Raw genomic sequence first — 16,556 nt, forward strand, 5'->3', positions numbered from 1 at the left:
TTAATCCCCGCTCCCGCGGGGATCGGGCTCTCGCCCTGGTCTGGCCGTTCGTGCAGTACGGTTAATCCCCGCTCCCGCGGGGATCGGCAGGCGGTCCGTCGTCGCGCCGAGACCGCTAGCGGTTAATCCCCGCTCCCGCGGGGATCGGAGACTCACAGGCTGACAGGAAGTCGTTAATGCCGGTTAATCCCCGCTCCCGCGGGGATCGGGTCAATGAGGTTCAGGATGCTGCCGGCAAGCACGGTTAATCCCCGCTCCCGCGGGGATCGGACTAATCGTAGACGATTGATCTACAAAAGGAAAATCGCCGGAAGTTTTTCTACCAGCGATTTTGCCTATTTTTTGTACAGCTCAAATTATTAAAGAGCCAGGAAAATCAATTAATTAGTTTCTAGCGGAAGAAAGCGTACCAAGCGCAGTCCGTCATGGTCCCAGGGCTCACGGCGATTCGAGCCGTACGTTTGGAACTCAAAACCTGATTCATGATTACTGGCCCAGGCCATCACGACATTGCCTTCCTCCGCCAGCGCATTGATCTGCTCCCAGATCATCTCGCGGATACGCCTGCTGACATCGCCGACATAGACACCAGCACGGATCTCGAGCAACCACACGGCAAGCCTCCCACGTAGACGGGGCGGTACGGCTTCGGTCACTACGACTAGCATGGCCATATTTAGCCGCTCCTGTGCCCGGCATCGCCCACGGATGCCGGCTCCGGTATAGCCGGTGGCACGGCTTCAGGAGCTGGCGGTGGTGGTTCGATTTCACCTGCAGAGAGCACTTCCTCGATCAACGGGATCAGGTTCTGGAGCAGCTTCGTTTGCCGGAAGGCATCGCGGCAGGCAATACGTACCTCTCGCTCCGGCATAGGCGGGTTTCGTGCCGCAACGCGGAAGGCAGCAGGAACCACGGTTTCGAACTTGACGATATCGGCGATATCGTAGACGAAGCTCTTTGGCTTCCCGGTGTGAAGAAAGCCAATGGCTGGCGCATAACCCGCCGCCAGAATCGCTGCCTCGGTAACCCCGTAGAGACAAGCGGTGGCAGCGGAGAGGCATTGATTGACGGTATCGGAAGCATCCCACTGGCTCGGGTCGTAACGGCGCCCTGTCCATTTGATGCCGTACTGCTTGGCCAAATGTTGGTACGTCTTGCGTACACGGGCGCCTTCGATCCCCCGCAACTGTTCGATACTGCGCCGCTCAGGCGCCGGCTCACCGAAGCGCAGCTCGAACATCTTGCGCACCACCTTGAGCCGCAGTTTCTCCTCCAGGACCAATCTGGCCTGGTAAAGAAGCTTGTCGGATCGGGCACCACCCGGCTGCCCTGCGCTGTAGAGCCGTACGCCAGCGTCCCCAACCCAGATCAGCAGGATGCCTACCGCCGCGGCAAGCTTGATGGCCGCGTGGGAGACTCTGGTGCCAGGCTCGAGTAGCAGGCAGGCAACCGACCCGACCGGTATGTGCATGCGCTCGCCGTTGACATCGTCGATCACCACGAAGGCACCATCGCGCACGTCGATCTGCCCCATGCCGATGAAGATCATCGACATGCGATCCTTCATCGGGATCGGCTTAAGGGGGATAAAGCTCATATCACCCCCTCAAGGTCGACGCAGCATCAGCAATCCACAGCCAAACGCCTTGGCACGGCCAATACCATGGGCCAGTGTTTCGACCAGGCGCTTCGGATCGGTTACCTCCAGAAGCCCTTCATAATCGACGCTGGAAAACCGAATGGCATCGCGCCGACCGGGTTTGTGGAGAGCATGCTGGCGATAGGCGCCCACATTGGGCTTGACCGGTAGCCGAAATCCCCAGGACTCGGCCCGTGAGGCCAACCAGTCGTGAGCGGCATTGTCCATGGCCTCTACGCAGGCTTGACTGGTGCGGGCATCACCCGACTCGAAAGGAAACTTGGCAGCCATCAAGACATCGGCACGCTGTCCCCGTTTGCCCTCTACCGCCTTGGCCACCGTCGGATTGGCACGCAGCCGAAACGCCAACTGCTCGCCTACCTCCAGCGCTGGGGTGAATGGCTTGCTCTGCACGTCGAGCAACCCCGCTACTGCCACAGGTTCACGGTCAGAAAGCATGTAGAACAATGGTAGCCCTTTGGGAGCTTGATCCGGCCCTGAGGGCTCCTCCATTTCCTGGCGGAACAGGAAAGGACGAGCCTCCGAGTGGTCGGGGAAAAGTTGCCAAAGAAGCTGGTGGGCACCGTAAGCACCACCGCCCATGATTTCGAATAGTAATACACGGGAAAGGCCGTTGAGGTCCACACGTACGCGAGAAAGAAACATTAGCTACCCTCCTCGAGACGCACGAATCGGCGATATTCAATACGCGGACCAAACTGCCACCGCCTACGGTTGAGCGGGCTGTCCCAGATATCATTGGATTCCACTCCCTCCTCTTTACCATCAAGCATGGCCGCTTCGCCCTCCCAGCAATAAAGCGACTCACTGGGCAGACGAAGCGCTTGCTGCTCATCGCGAACCAACTTGGGAAATTCGGTATCGAGCGCTTCTTTCAGCCGCTCAACGGTTACACGACGTGGATCCAGCGGGGCTGCCGGCGGACACGCCTTGCGGCCAAGATACAACGGGAAATGCGGCGTCTTGAGGGCTTGCTCCAGCCTCTCCAGTGTCAAGATGGCACCCGGGGCCAGCCAAACGGCAACGGTCCAGAGCCCATCACAGCGGTAGTCACGGCTGGAGAGAATGGTGTTGATGACTTTGCGCGGTGCGTTCAGCTCATCACGGCGTGTGCGGTAGGCAATACCCTTGCGCTCTCCCGGCACCTGAGCCGTGTGGTAATCACGCAGCAGGATACCCGGCGAGCGCTGCTTGACCGCCATCCGCACACTTTCGCGAAGCTCGCTCTGCCTCTCGTCGTCATCACGCCGAATGCCGAGCGCTGCACCAAGCAGGCCCAGGATAGCGCCACGCCCCGGGTGGGTAGCGCTGGGGCGAGTTTCGCCTACTGCGGGTTCGCCCCAGCTGGCTAGCGGCGCGTAGAGCCGGAAAACGAGATATTCCGTCATTACGCACCTCACTGGTCGGCTTTGAGGAAATCAACCAGCACTGCCAGGCTCCCCTGCGCTACCTCACCCTCAAGCAGTGGACCACGATAGTCCGGCTCGGCAGCTACGACAAAGCGTCGATCGGCACCGGCACCATAGGCGGTATCGAAAGCTTTGGCCTGCTTTTCGAGCCGCTCGATGGCTTCTACGGCTTGATCCTGACCGCTAACCGGTCGCAAGAATGCCACCGACAGCGAGCGGGGCTGTTGCTCGCCTTTTTCGGCGAGCAGGTAGCTAGCATGAGCCCGGGAGCCAAAGCTGTTCTGCTTACCCTTGGGCGAGGTTCTTGCCGCAGCTTCGACCAGAGCGGCAATCGCCCTGTCGGCAAGCTCGGTGTCACCCTTCAGGTTTTCCACGAGCTGGTTGCGGTCGAGGCAGACGTAGCTGTAAAACAACCCCGCCCCATAACCGGCCTCGCCGACGTGAGCGGCACCGCGATGCTCATTGCCCGTATTGAGATCGTCCACGGCAGTGAAATAGTCATCCTCGACTTCAGCAGCGTGCACGGTGATGGCATGCGCCACCTGGCAGGCTGCTTCCACATTGAACTCAGGAACCGCTGCCAGCATGCGACCGAATAAAGCAATATCGGCGGCTGTAGGCTTATGGCGCAACAAGTCGAGGTCTTCCTTTTCCGGCGGCCGGTTTTCACTGGAAAGAGTGTCGACCAACGCATCGACTGCGGCCTGTTCTTCGGGGCCGATGTGTACGAGCTGGCTGGTTTCTAGCTCGCCCTTGGCCACTTCACCGAAGACCTTGGCGATGTCAGTTGCCCACTCCTGAGCCTCCTTCTCCTTTACTCCTTTCTCGATCAGCCGCTGTTTAGCCTCGATCCCGATACGCTTGGTGCGGTAGCCACGATGCTGGCCGATGGCTTCTTCAAACAGCGCCGAAGTGCGCCATGCGCGCTTGAGGCTCTGAGAAGAAACGCGAAGGCGCTTGGCGCCACCCATGATGGCAGTCTTGGGACGGCCCAGATCATCACGATTGAGGTTGGCTGGCGGATAGGAGGTCAGCAGGTGCAGTTGGATGAAGTGGCTCATGTGTCAGCTCCCTGTCTCTTGATAGAAAGTTCGGTTAGTCGTTATCGCGCTGGTATTGGAGTTGAGCGCCGAAGTAGTCATTGGCCCACTGAAAGGCCAAGCGTTTCGAAGGTCGGCTAGCAGCCCAACCTTGTGACTCTCGCCACCTTTCAACCCACCAGAGGGCAACGTTATCGGCCAGATAGACCGTACTGACGCCTCTCTTGTCGATCAGCGCCAATGCGCGACGAAGGTGAGTGATCAGTTCCTCCGGCGAGCGACAGGCCAACAGGCGCTGGAAACGCAGTTCGCTCATATGAGGCTTGCCGGTTTCTTTCTTCTGTTTGCCAAGCTGGCTACCCAAAGTGGCCTCGGGGCTTTCGGCCCTTACCTCGGCCAGCACTAGAGCGATGCATGCCCAGGTTTGCAGCCGATGATTGCGTTGCTTCTCACTTTCCTCTGTAAGCGCTGGCAACCGGTGCCACAGAAGCCGAAAACCTTCGGTCAGCATGGCGGCCTCCGCGGTATCGCAACGCCTGAGCGTGGCCCGCACGCCCTTTGGCCACGGTGGTGCATCGCTGAAGGCCTTCAGTTCTGCTGCCGGCAGGGTCAAACGCTGCCACCAGCAACGCACCTGAAAAGCCTCGTCCGCACTAATCGCGAGCAGCCGCTCTTCCGGTACCGGTCGGGCTTCACTTACCGCCTCAGCGGTCGTCGCCTCACTCATGACATCCCCTCCGTTACTTTATTTTTTTGGCCAGCCGTTAGACTGAAGCCTCCCTCTTTTGCAAATTGCTGGATGAACTTGCTCCCCTTGCTTCGCCCAGATAGCCAGGCCAAGAGATTTCGCCGTGCCTGAATAATACGGCGCATATCCAACTCTTCATGGGGGCCGCTGAGAGACAGAAGCTCGAACAGACGAAGCGCTTCTCGCCTCAACTCTCCATACCAACTTTCAGCGACGTGAGAAGGCATGTGGATGTCTTGTCCGTTCTGAAGTGCTTGACGCAGTGCGAATAGATTTCGAAAGAAAGCAGCCTCAGTCGCATCGTACAATTGATCATCGATGCTGCTCATATCGCCCTTGGCATCGGCAGGACGAGAAAACCAGGCACCTTTTATCTGGTTACGCAGCATCCAGGCGACTTGGCGCGCAAGCTCGGTAAAGGCCTGTACCCAGCTCCTGAAGACTTCCTCGTGCTTGGGTGGTATGGCTATCAGTGGCATCTCGACGCCATACCAGCAACGTGGCTTCATATTGTCCATGTCGTAGCCGAAGGCCCAAAGACGTACCTGTTTCAATAGCCGCTCGCCTACGTCACCTTCGCGCTGAGCTTCTTCGCTCGCCGGAGCCTTGCCATGCAAATAATCGTGCACGACTGCGGCTGGCAGTGCTCCGCTCGACTCCGCATCCTGCAGCACCAGATGCGACCAGTGGCGATAGCCTAGCCCACCTGGCTGACCTTTCTGTGAGAGAGGCGGCTCGTTCGGTTTCTTGGGATCCTGCCGGTAGGGTGTCAAAGGGTGCAGCCAAGGACCGTCATAGTTGGCACCATAATTCTTGGCCCGGATCTCCCGAACGAAGCGCGTCGTCTCTCTTCCGCACAAATCACACTGACACGCACCATCCTCGAAGAGCAGGCGGAACCGGCGTGGCATGGCCCAATAGGGATGCAAAGGATGCACTTCGTCCGGCGTCACAACGGCGCCCTTCTTATCGCTCACACGTGTTGGCCCCATCCAGGGAAAGAGCGTGTCGTCCTCGGGCTTGGCTTCGAGGTTGCGCCCACTTGCTCTAGAAATCGAAGCCGTGGGCATGACATTCAGCCAAAGCCGCTGCCAGAGCGTGGCATCCGCCCGCTCGGGCAACACCAGAGTCGTTAGCGGCCCACCACCCCGTAAACCCACGCGGTATCCCGCCCCGCCTGACGGTGCATTGATCTGCAGAGTGAAGAGAGCAAGCGCTGCGCAGTCGGAGCAGACGACTTCTACACGCCCACGCTTAGTGAAATGATCGGTATTGAGCTTGATACCGTTGGCACCGGGGGAGTCGATCAGCAGCCCTGCGACCGGTGAGGGATTGGCCTCCTCAAGTGGATCAAGATCCTGCATGAAGCGCGGCCCATCACCATCCAACTCGAAAGCGGCTACCAGAGGAGAAAAAGCGCTTACCAGCTCCTCGACTGTCGGGGGCTCCAGGTATCGATTCAACCAGTCGTCGTGATTCTTGGGCGGAAGCGCCGTCTGCAATAGTCCGATCAGGAACTGATAGGCCGCGCCTTGAAAGTCGGCTCGAGGCAGCGCCAGATCGAGAATGTCCGGATCAGCGATAGAGGATGGGGATCGATAGGTACCCCTCCCATCGTTGGCTCGCACAAGCAACCAATCTCTTTCGGTTAGGTTCACGCTACCTCCTTCTTGCTGCTAGCCAAATCCAGAGTCTGATAGCGAGCCAGGTCGCCACACGCAGAGTGATACGAACCCAGTCCCACTCCCCCACTTTCCAAAGCCACTCTTCAAGAAATCGACGCATAACCCCACCTCCTGACCCTACCTCTGAGGCCAAGCATATTCCTCACAAGGCAACCGGTCAATGGAATGGAAGTGAGTCGATCCTCAAAACAGATTCTGACCGTGTATTTCAATCTATGGTGATGAGATACTCCGCAACGCTCCCTAGCTTCCTAGGGCTCAACCGTGAGTCGACCCACAAAAAGCTCGGCTCTTAGTGAGTTCCCCGCAGTAGCGGGGCATGGCCACCCTCCACCGAGGGTGGCCTCTACACTTCCGCCGACCGCCCAAACAGGCATCCAAGCACTTGGTCATAGGCCACCTCGGCGTCCTCTTCAGCCAACCAGGGCTGCACGAACCGCAGCGCCTTGTAGCGTTCCTGCAAGGCTTCCCATTGCGCCTGGTATCTGGCCGGCAGCTCCGCCAGTTTCTTGGCTTGGCTCTGGCGCAGCTTGAGCTGGCTGAGCATATCGGCATGGCGCTCGCCCTCGGCCCATAACGTCAGGGCACCCGCGGCATCACACTTGAGCAGCGCCACATTGACAGTAGGCTCATCGATCAACCGAGTGCCGAACTCTTGCTCCTCCTGCCATTTGTGGCGATCCCAGACATATCCCGCCTCCAGTTCCAGCGCGTTGGCGAAGGCCATAGATCCAGCGATTTTCTGGAGTCCCCGCTGCTCAAATCGAGCCTCATGCAAAGCATCCGGCAGTTGGTCGATCAGCGCGCCATAAACGGACTCAATGAGTTCACGCGCCTCTTCCGGCATGCGGATGGCTTTAAGCTGCCGAAGGGCCCGCTGGGTCAGCCATAGCAGAGAGGTGTCTCGATAGACGGCTTGGGTGCCGGGCAGTGCGCGTTTCAACCACTGTTCGTCCGGCTCTTCCGCCCATTCCGGCGCCAGCACTCGCAGCACAGGCGGACGACGCGGGCCTCGCTGGTGACGCTGCAGTCTCCCCGCGCGCTGAATCAGTAGATCAACAGGGGCAAGGTCGCTGACCATCAGATCGACGTCACAGTCGAGCGACTCTTGAAAAACCTGAGAAGTTACAATGATTTGCCCTTCACGAACATCAGATGTAGACACCTTGCCCAAGCGGCCTAGAACATCGGACTCAATGCGCTGACGGTCCAGCATGGCAAAGCGGCTATGGAATAGCAGGCAACGATCTGGCTGTGGGTGGCGTTCCCGAATTGCTTCGTAAGCACGGATGGCGTCATCCACCGTGTTACGCACCCAGGCAATGCACTCCCCTGCCTCAACGGCTTCCATGACGATATCGATCGCCTGCTGCTCCTCGGTCAACCATTCCACGCCGACCTCACGCGCTACCTCGGGACGAGAATCGAGGGAAATTTCACGAACGGCGGAGCCGGAAACTTGGGTCAACAGAGGGAAATCACGGCATGCAAGCGAGCCAGGGGGCAGATTCAACCCCTCCTGCCAAGCCGCTACCAGTGCCTGCCGCATCGCTTGCGGTAGGGTCGCGGTCAGCAAAATCGCGCTACCGCCCTGGCGGGCATGATGACTCAACAGTCGATTGAGCAGCGTCTGCATGTATTGGTCATAGGCATGCACTTCATCGACGACCAGTACCTTGCGTGCCAGCCCGAAGAGCCTCAGTGACTGGTGACGAAACGGCAAGACTCCCATCAATGCCTGATCGATGGTTCCAACCCCAACCTCCGCCAGCAGCGCCTTCTTGCGGGAATCGGCAAGCCAGCGGTTGCATTGAGCAGTGGCAGAAGCTTCGCCAGGACCATAGTCGAGATCCAGCGGCTGCGAGTTGTCGATGGCAGCCGTGAACGACTCGTTCAAACGACTGGCACCATGGGCCAGTACGAACGAAGGATTTGAGTCAGCCGTATAGAAGCGTCGGTGTAAAAGGCCAAGCCGTTCGTACATGGCATTCGAGGTTGCCATGGTGGGCAAGGCAAAATAGAGCCCCTCGGCATGACCGGCAGCCAACAGGCGTTGAGCTAGGATACAGGCAGCTTCCGTCTTTCCGGCCCCTGTGACGTCCTCGAGTATGAAAAGCTGGGGTCCAGACGGCACTGATAGCGACTCAGCCTCTTTCTGCAACGGCGTGGGTATAACTTCGCGACCGTCGAACCAAGCTCCAAGACCGGAGTACGGCAAGGGTATGAGCGGCTGGGTGAATCCCGTCTCTATCAGCGCCGCCTCTGCCTTGGGCAACGCGCAGCGCTCCCAATACTCGGCCAAGGACATCCGATCTTGGCAGTATTCGAAGTGCTCCTGGTTCGAGCCCAGCCAATCGCTAAGTGTCGCCCACCCTGAGATGGTCCAGCTCAACGACAGGAAAGATGTTAGCCACTCTTCCGATAGCAACTGCTCAACGGGCCACTCGACACCCATCAAGTGAGCCCACTCAGCTACGAAGAGTCTTGCGGATTCAACATCACTGGCGTGCTCATCTGAGCCAAAGAAAACCTCCAGACCAAGCTGGTCCGCCTCGACCGGCTGGCCATGATGGCCAAAGAAGGGATTCACCAATGCTTTGATTGCGTTACGACGCTGCTGCCTTTCCCCACGATCAAGAGCGACTTCCGGCCATTGCAACACTCCTTCATCCAGCCAATCGAGCCAGCACTCACGCCAAATCAAGAGACCCAGCCGATCATGGCGTACGGTGTATTCGTACCGCTCAAGGGGCACAACAAGCGCTACCCCCTCGGGTCGCGCCAACATTTGGAAAGTACGGGAAAATTTGCCTAGATCGTGCAAACCGAGGAGAAAAACGAAAAAACGTCGTAACTGCTCAGGCGGCATATCGAGACGAGCAGCCAACAGTTGTGTCAGCGGTCTCTCTGGAGCAAGCAGATGCCAGCCGACGGCAGCCACGTCGAGGCTGTGGTAGGGAAGGAGATGGCAGCTTGCGCCTTGCGAGCCTGGTTTCGCTTTTCCCCAATAGTACCAATAGGTCACCGGCGAACTCCCTTTCGTTTGTTGTTCTCACTGCCCCTCATGTAATCACTTGTTAGGATGAGTAACTAGTGATGTATATCAAACCAGCGTACTAAGCAGCCCGGTCAGTCATTTTCGCTTGAGTGCGCTGAGATCATGGAGAAGCCAACGATGGAAGCGACCTCACTACCCTGGGACACTCAAGCCCGCTATCGCCTGATTGAGATCCTGGCGTTCTGGGAAGGGCGTGTGGCGGCTTCACAGGTCGGGGCAGTATTTGATATCGGCAGGCAGCAATCTCAAAAAATCATTCGGAAATACAGGGAGCTGGCGCCGAACAATCTCATCTATGACGAGTCGAAAAAAGGCTTTATACCCACGGAAGATTTCAGCCCTCTCTTTACCCTGGGTCGGGTCGAAGAGTACCTACATCTTCAAGGAGCGCACCATGAACTGGAGTCGCCATTCGCCGGCTTAAGCCTGGGTGCAGCGAACACCGAATCCCTACCGATGCCCAACCGAAAGATTTCACCTCAAGTAGTAAGGGAAATCGTAAAAGCCGCACGCCAGGGCGCGAGACTCGAGGTGAACTACGCTTCGTTTTCGAACCCCGAGGGCGAGGATCGGGTACTTGTACCGCATACTCTCGTGTTTGCCGCCGGGCGATGGCACGTACGAGCGTTTTGTGAAAAACATCAGCAGTACCGTGATTTCGTGCTGAGTCGATTTCGTGATGTGCCGGAGCCCTGCGGCAGCATGTTGGGAGAGCACGATGGCAAACATGATGCCGAGTGGCATACGCAAGTGGATGTGCGGCTGATTCCTGACCGCCGACTGCCGGAAATCGAGCGCTCTCTGATTGCCAGGGATTACGGGATGGAAAACGGGGAGCTGGCACTGACTTGTCGTGGCCCGCTCGTGCTATACGCCTTGAGGGAGATGGGGCTCAACCCCCAGCACAGCGAAGTCAATCCGCGCGCTCAGCAGGTCGAAATAGCCAACCGTGAGGAACTAACCAGCTGGATACGCTGGGATTGATCTACTCCTTCCCCCTTCTCAGCAAAACGTCACACCCTCAACAAAGCCTCACACCACCTCCGCCACCTCTTCAAACGCCAGCCTCAGTGCTCGTGGGCGCCGGCTATCGGGGTCGCCCACGCCGAGGTTGACCAGTAAGTTGCTCTTGTAGCGGCCGTCGGGGAAGATTCCTCGTCGTCAAGGGCATTCTCGAAGCCGCTCATAGCGGCTGGCATCCAGCTCCAGCATGCGGCCCAAAGCGGCGACTCGGTTTCACTTTAAATGATGTTCAGCAGGCAGGTTCTCAGAGAAGTAAATCTCCATGGCCACCGGGGCCACGTCGGTCTGTTCCTCTGTCGCCGCGGCAATGGCTCGCGAATAGATCAGATCCGGGCTTTGTGTGATGACAGCGTCCATCGTTCCATCGAGCAGCATACTGCGGGTGTCGGGCGTCAAACCATGCCCTATAAAGCAAATATCTGTGTCACGCTGCGATTCGCGTAGTGCCCGCCCGATACCATCCGACGCGCCACCCACATTGTAAATACCCACTATGTCGGGATGTTCTTCCAAAAGTCGGCAAGTATTTTGGTAGTTTTCGTCACGATTATCATGCCCTTCGTGTGGGCCTATTACCGTCAGGTAGGGAAAACTCGCCTCGGTGAGGGCCAGAAACCCCATTTCGCGCTCCATATGCGCACGATAGGCTCGGCTCGCCGCAATAAGCGCCAACTTGCCTGAGGTAACGTGACAGAATCGTCCCATGATCTGGGCGGCGGTGCGTCCCGCGGCGAAATTGTCGATACCGAGATAGAGATGCCGGTTCGAGCTTGGCAGGTCCGAAATGATAGTGATGATGCGTTTTCCCGCCATCACAAGCTCATCGATGGCCTGCCTCACCCGTGGATGATCGATGGCCATGAACACCACTGTATCCGCGCTCCTGCCGTAGCGCCTCAATGCCTGCGCCAACGCATCGGGATTGAAGCTCTCGATGAAGTGGCTCCTGACCTTGACCGGCCCCGGCGAGAGATCCGCCAGTTCGCGCACGCGTGTATTGAGCCCCGTGAGGTAGGGGTTCGTTCCCCTGGGAAGGAGAAAGACTACCTTGGCAAAGCGCGGGCCAAGCCGTTTGCTCAACTCCTCCTCGTCCATGTAGCCGATGTGCACAGCCGCCTCGAGCACTCGGCGAAGCGTCGCTTCCCGCACGCCTGGGCGACGGTTCAGGACCCGATCCACCGTTGCCGTCGAGACTCCTGCCATGGCGGCAATATCCGGTATCAGCGGCCGCTTTCCATCAAAAACCATCAAGAAGTCCTCATTGCCCCTTCGAGGGATCCTGCCCTAGCCTTGAGAATCGTAGGGCACGGACATCATTACCTACAAATAAATAAAAAAACATCATCCGGAGAACGTCATGTTTAACAAGATCTACAAGCTCGGCCGCCTGACGGCTGTAGCGGGTGCGCTGGCCATGAGCGTTGGCACGGCGGCGGCCCAGGAAGTCACCCTGCGCTATGGCCACATGCACACGCCAAACTCGATCGCCGGCATGCAGGCCGAGTGGCTGGCCGAAGCCATCGCGGAGAAGACCAACGGCGAGGTCGCGGTGGATATCTTCCCCAATTCTCAGCTTGGCAAGCTCCAGGAACTGGCCGAAGCGGTGTCGACCGGATCGATCGCCATCTCTCATAACACGGCTGGCGCGATCGGCTCGCTCTACCCTCCCTTCGCGGCATTTGATACCCCCTACCTGTACCGTGACATCGACCACCTGATGGCAGTCATGGATGTAGATTCGCCCGTGATGGAGGAGCTCAACGAGGGCTTGGTGGATGCTTCCGGGGTGCGCTTGCTCTATGCCTTCTACTTCGGCACCCGCCACTTGACGGCCAACCAGGAGGTCAAGACGCCAAGCGATCTCGAAGGCGTCAAGATTCGCTCCATTCCCTTCCCGATCTACATGGCTACCGTCGAAGGGATGGGCGCGGTTCCCGTTCCCGTGGATTGGGCCGAAGTGCCCACGGCACTGGCCACCGGTGTGGTGGAAGGACAGGAGAACCCCGTCAATGTTGTCGTCACGTCGAAGCTGAATGAAGTGCAGAGCCACATGATGATGACCGGCCACATCAGTGCCGCCCAGGTCATCGTCATGAACGACGACACCTGGCAATCGCTGTCGCCCGCACACCAGGAAGCCATCACCGAAGCCGCCGCGGAGGTGCGCGAACGCGCCACGGCCGCCATGCTGGAGGCGGAAGCCGAGGACTTCGCCTCCCTGCGCGAGGCGGGCATGCACATCGTCGGCCCCGAGGATGGTCTGGACATCGAGGCATTCCGCACCCGTGTTCGCGAGCGTATTGCCGAAGAGTTCACCGAGCAGTACGGCGAGCTGTACGAGCAGATCGCAGCCGTTGACTGAACCATGAACGAGCACAATCCCATTGTCGGGCGCACGGTCACTTGGCTGACGCAAGCGTGCCTTTGGGTCGCGATGGCACTGCTGGTTCTCATTGCCGTACTCATCGTGACCCAGGTCGTGGCGCGCAACCTGTTCAGTACTGGCCTGCCCAGGGTTGACGAGGCCGCCCGCTTCGCCGGCATCGCCATGGTGTATCTCGCGGCCCCGTTTCTGCTGCTGCGCGGCCAGCATGTGGCGGTCTCGCTAGTGGTGGAGCTACTGCCAAGGCTTGGGCAGCGGCTGTGCCTGGTAGTGGGCGAACTGGCGACCCTGGGGTTCTGCGTCCTGACCCTTTACGGCTTCTATCGCTTCCTGTTGCGTGCGGGGCGTTTCGCGACACCGGCAATGGGCATGCCGAACCTGTGGTTCTACATGCCCGCGCTAGTGGGGCTGGCCATTCTCGCCGTGGTTTCCGCTTATCGCCTCGGCATCTTGGCGACGGGCCGGGAGGTTCCGGAATGACCCTTACCCTGCTCACGCTCTTCGCCCTGGGCCTGCTCATCGGTGCGCCGGTAGCCGTCAGCCTTGGCTTGTCGGCGGGGCTCGTCATCCTGATTCATGACTTGCCGGTGACGGTACTCGCCCAACGTGCCGTGAACACGCTCGACAGCTCACCGCTGCTGGCGGTACCGCTCTTCATTCTGGCCGCCTCGCTGCTGGGTGCGACGGGAGTGACAACCCACCTGTTCGACCTCATGCGAATGCTGGTGGGGCGAGTGCGCGGTGGCATGGCACACGTCAATGTCCTGGTCAGCCTGATATTTTCCGGCATGTCAGGCGCAGCGTTGGCGGATATCGGCGCGCTCGGCGGCATCCAGATACGCCAGATGGAGCATCAGGGCTACAGCCAACGCTTCGCCTCGGGCGTAACCATTGCCGCGGCTACAATCGGCCCGATCTTTCCTCCCTCCATTCCGCTGATCATCTTTGCCACCGCCGCCGAGGTGTCGACCATTCGCGCCCTGCTGGCAGGCGTGGTGCCCGCTCTGGTGGTGGCCCTGGCACTGATGATCCAGATCGCGGTCATGGCGCGTCGTCACGACATGCCACGCGACGACATACGGCCCACCCTGCCAGCCATTCGGCACAAGGCGTGGATCTCGTTGCCTGCACTGCTCGCGCCCGTGCTGCTGGTTGGCGGCATGATCAGCGGTTTCTTCGGCCCCACCGAAGCGGCCGGGGTGACGGTGGCCTATGCCGTGCTGATCGGGCTGCTGATTTATCGCTCGCTCAGCCTGGAGGGGTTCATCGGCTGCACGCGGGAAACGGTACTGGCCACGGCCAATGTGCTGTTCGTCGTCGCGGCGGCGGCGCTCTTCGCCTGGGTATTGACGATGGATCGTGTGCCGGCACGGGCCGGAGCATGGCTGCTGGAGGTATCGGAAAATCCGCTGGTCCTGCTGCTGATCCTGAACCTGCTGCTGCTGGTGGTCGGCATGTTCCTGGAAGCTATCGTGGCCATCCTGATCATCGCGCCCATCGTCACCCCGGCGCTATTGCAGGCAGGCGTCCCGCCCGAGCAGCTGGGTGTGGTCTTTGTACTCAACCTGATGCTCGGGCTGCTGACACCCCCGGTGGGAATGAGCCTCTACATGGTGTCGATCATTACCAAGATGCCGTTGCAGTCGGTCATTCGCGGCGTCGCTCCTTTCTACCTTTCCCTTTTCGCAGCTCTTGCGCTGGTAACGCTGGTTCCCGGCCTTTCCACCTGGCTGCCCAACCTTGTCTTGAAGTGAGATTCCATGAGCAGACATCTCGGCGCGATTCGCCAATTGGGATACGTGGTAACGGATATCGAGGAAGCGATGGACCATTGGTCCCGGGTCATGGGCGTCGGCCCGTTCTTCTACAATCCGCGCGTTCCGATAGAGAACTATACCTACGAGGGGCAGCGGTACGATGTTCACAACTCGGTCGCCCTGGCCAACTCGGGATTCATCCAGGTCGAGCTGATCCAGACGCGTAACGACGCGCCCTCGATGTACCGCGACTTCCTCCAGGCAGGCCGCACAGGGCTCCAGCATGTGGCCTTCTGGACCGAAGACTACGACACCGACCTGGCCGCCATGGAGAACCAGGGGTTCCGCGTGAAGATGAGTGGCGAAGTCGGCGAGAACGGTCGCTTTGCCTACTTCGATCGTGAATACCACCCCGGCACGGTGATCGAGCTCTCCGAAGTGCGCGGCCCCAAGGGCGATATGTTCCGCCTGATACGCGAGGCCTCGCAGGGCTGGGACGGCAGCGACCCGGTCCGCCCCTTCCCTTCGCTCGGCAGGAGCAGCACATGATTCGTGCCTCCTATCTGGTAGAAACCCCGCTCGACCCTCGTGCGGTAGCGGAAATGATGGCCGGGGAGCAGAGTTCGGGGACGTTCGTGCGCGTCGAAGGCGAGACCGACGCGCTGCGAGCCCGGTTCGGCGCCCGTGTGGTCAATGTCGAGGTGATCGACGAGCAGGACCGGCCCAGCCTGCGCAGCGCCTACCTGGAGCGCAAAGGCACTTCGGGCCCCTGGCGCCGCGTTGCGGTGGAGATCGACTACCCCGAGGAAAACGTCGGTTTCAACTTACCCAACCTGGCGGCGACGGTGGCCGGCAATCTCTTCGATCTGGGGGAGGTGACGGGGCTGCGGCTCACCGGGCTGACCCTGCGTCCCGAGTACCGGGACCGCTATCCCCTCCCCCGCCTGGGCGTGGCCGGCACGCGCGCGGCACTGGGGGTTCAGCAGCGGCCACTGTTCGGCACCATTCTCAAGCCCAATATCGGCCTTTCCCCCGAGGAAACCGCCGATCTGGTCGAGCGACTGTGCGAGGCGGGGGTCGATTTCATCAAGGATGACGAGATCGCCGGCAACCATCCCCACGCCCCCGTTCGCGAGCGAATCAGTGCGGTGATGGCCCGGGTGCGTCGTTGGCGACAGCGCAGCGGACGCGACGTGATGGTGGCTTTCAACATCACCGATGAAGTGGATGCCATGCGTGGCCACGCCGAGCACGTCGAGACGGAAGGCGGCAACTGCGTGATGGCCAGCCTTAACTGGTGCGGCCTTTCAGCGATGCAGAGCCTGCGCGCTTCGACCCCACTGGCCATTCACGGCCACCGCAACGGCTTCGGCGCCTTCGCCCGCCATCCCGCGCTGGGCATCGATTTTTCCGCCTATCAGGTTCTGTACCGGCTGACGGGAATCGACCATATGCACGTCCACGGCATGGGCGGCAAGTTCGCCGACCTGAGCGAGGAAGTGGCCCACGCAGCAAAGCTCTCTCTGCAGCCGCTCGGGCATGCGGACGACCGGGTGATGCCGGTGTTCTCTTCCGGCCAGTGGGCGGGCACCTTGCCAACAACACTGGCGGAAACCGGCAGCGCCGATTTCATGTTCCTGGCCGGTGGCGGCATCCTGGCGCATCCCGATGGCGCCGCCGCAGGGGTCAGGAGCCTGCGCGAAGCCTGGGAGGCCATACAGGCCGGCGAGCCGCTGGAAACCCCGGGGCGCCCAGCGCTGGCTGCCGCACTCGACTTCTTCGGAGCCCGCTAG

Annotated in this window: 15 protein-coding genes and 1 CRISPR repeat array (1 of these 16 only partly in view); of the genes, 6 read left to right on the top strand and 9 right to left on the bottom strand. The window is 59.8% G+C overall.

All coding sequences use genetic code 11. The features are described 5' to 3' along the window. Nucleotides 1-270: direct repeats of the CRISPR family, unit length 29 nt; unit sequence CGGTTAATCCCCGCTCCCGCGGGGATCGG; it begins 5,373 nt to the left of the window's first position. 110 nt (nucleotides 271-380) lie between these two features. From cas2e to cas3, 8 genes are all read right to left on the bottom strand, one after another. Further along, entirely contained in the window at nucleotides 381-674 is a 294-nt protein-coding gene (gene cas2e, locus ACOJCM_RS18310; RefSeq protein ID WP_445213516.1) for a type I-E CRISPR-associated endoribonuclease Cas2e, read from the bottom strand. Between the two features lie 2 nt (nucleotides 675-676). After that, nucleotides 677-1,597: a type I-E CRISPR-associated endonuclease Cas1e gene (gene cas1e / locus ACOJCM_RS18315; RefSeq protein ID WP_445213517.1), complete on the bottom strand. Its 921-nt coding sequence runs from the start codon at nucleotides 1,595-1,597 to the stop codon at nucleotides 677-679. 9 nt (nucleotides 1,598-1,606) lie between these two features. After that, nucleotides 1,607-2,305, bottom strand: a complete 699-nt coding sequence (cas6e, locus tag ACOJCM_RS18320; protein ID WP_445213518.1) for a type I-E CRISPR-associated protein Cas6/Cse3/CasE — start codon at nucleotides 2,303-2,305, stop codon at nucleotides 1,607-1,609. Beyond that, on the bottom strand, nucleotides 2,305-3,048 hold the full coding sequence (gene cas5e, locus ACOJCM_RS18325; protein ID WP_445213519.1) for a type I-E CRISPR-associated protein Cas5/CasD: 744 nt from the start codon (nucleotides 3,046-3,048) through the stop codon (nucleotides 2,305-2,307). The genes cas6e and cas5e overlap by 1 nt, the downstream gene beginning before the upstream one ends. Nucleotides 3,049-3,056: 8 nt before the next feature. Further along, entirely contained in the window at nucleotides 3,057-4,130 is a 1,074-nt protein-coding gene (cas7e, locus tag ACOJCM_RS18330; protein WP_445213520.1) for a type I-E CRISPR-associated protein Cas7/Cse4/CasC, read from the bottom strand. A 34-nt stretch (nucleotides 4,131-4,164) separates the two neighbouring features. Then, nucleotides 4,165-4,836 (bottom strand): type I-E CRISPR-associated protein Cse2/CasB, encoded by a 672-nt coding sequence (gene casB, locus ACOJCM_RS18335; RefSeq protein WP_445213521.1) that lies wholly within the window; start codon nucleotides 4,834-4,836, stop codon nucleotides 4,165-4,167. Continuing rightward, a complete protein-coding gene (casA, locus tag ACOJCM_RS18340; RefSeq protein ID WP_445213522.1) occupies nucleotides 4,833-6,515 on the bottom strand; it encodes a type I-E CRISPR-associated protein Cse1/CasA in 1,683 nt (560 codons plus the stop codon). Before casA ends, casB begins: the two co-directional genes overlap by 4 nt. A gap of 373 nt (nucleotides 6,516-6,888) precedes the next feature. Continuing rightward, nucleotides 6,889-9,567: a CRISPR-associated helicase Cas3' gene (gene cas3 / locus ACOJCM_RS18345; protein WP_445213523.1), complete on the bottom strand. Its 2,679-nt coding sequence runs from the start codon at nucleotides 9,565-9,567 to the stop codon at nucleotides 6,889-6,891. A 150-nt stretch (nucleotides 9,568-9,717) separates the two neighbouring features. On the opposite strand from cas3, the gene ACOJCM_RS18350 reads away from it, so the two are divergent. Next, entirely contained in the window at nucleotides 9,718-10,584 is an 867-nt protein-coding gene (locus ACOJCM_RS18350) for a WYL domain-containing protein (RefSeq protein ID WP_445213524.1), read from the top strand. 252 nt (nucleotides 10,585-10,836) lie between these two features. Here ACOJCM_RS18350 and ACOJCM_RS18355 read toward each other — a convergent pair whose 3' ends face one another. Beyond that, nucleotides 10,837-11,871, bottom strand: a complete 1,035-nt coding sequence (locus ACOJCM_RS18355) for a LacI family DNA-binding transcriptional regulator (protein ID WP_445213602.1) — start codon at nucleotides 11,869-11,871, stop codon at nucleotides 10,837-10,839. A gap of 109 nt (nucleotides 11,872-11,980) precedes the next feature. On the opposite strand from ACOJCM_RS18355, the gene ACOJCM_RS18360 reads away from it, so the two are divergent. Genes ACOJCM_RS18360 through ACOJCM_RS18380 form a run of 5 tightly spaced genes read left to right on the top strand, consistent with a single transcriptional unit; the run spans nucleotide 11,981 to nucleotide 16,556 of the window. Continuing rightward, complete coding sequence (locus ACOJCM_RS18360; protein ID WP_445213525.1) at nucleotides 11,981-12,985, top strand: TRAP transporter substrate-binding protein; 1,005 nt, start codon at nucleotides 11,981-11,983, stop codon at nucleotides 12,983-12,985. Between the two features lie 3 nt (nucleotides 12,986-12,988). Continuing rightward, nucleotides 12,989-13,486: a TRAP transporter small permease gene (locus tag ACOJCM_RS18365; RefSeq protein ID WP_445213526.1), complete on the top strand. Its 498-nt coding sequence runs from the start codon at nucleotides 12,989-12,991 to the stop codon at nucleotides 13,484-13,486. After that, entirely contained in the window at nucleotides 13,483-14,760 is a 1,278-nt protein-coding gene (locus ACOJCM_RS18370) for a TRAP transporter large permease (RefSeq protein ID WP_445213527.1), read from the top strand. Before ACOJCM_RS18365 ends, ACOJCM_RS18370 begins: the two co-directional genes overlap by 4 nt. A gap of 6 nt (nucleotides 14,761-14,766) precedes the next feature. Further along, entirely contained in the window at nucleotides 14,767-15,312 is a 546-nt protein-coding gene (locus ACOJCM_RS18375) for a VOC family protein (protein WP_445213528.1), read from the top strand. Next, nucleotides 15,309-16,556, top strand: coding sequence for a RuBisCO large subunit C-terminal-like domain-containing protein (locus tag ACOJCM_RS18380; protein WP_445213529.1), 1,248 nt, complete (start codon nucleotides 15,309-15,311; stop codon nucleotides 16,554-16,556). The genes ACOJCM_RS18375 and ACOJCM_RS18380 overlap by 4 nt, the downstream gene beginning before the upstream one ends.

The sequence above is a fragment of the Billgrantia hypersalina genome, assembly GCF_052584175.1.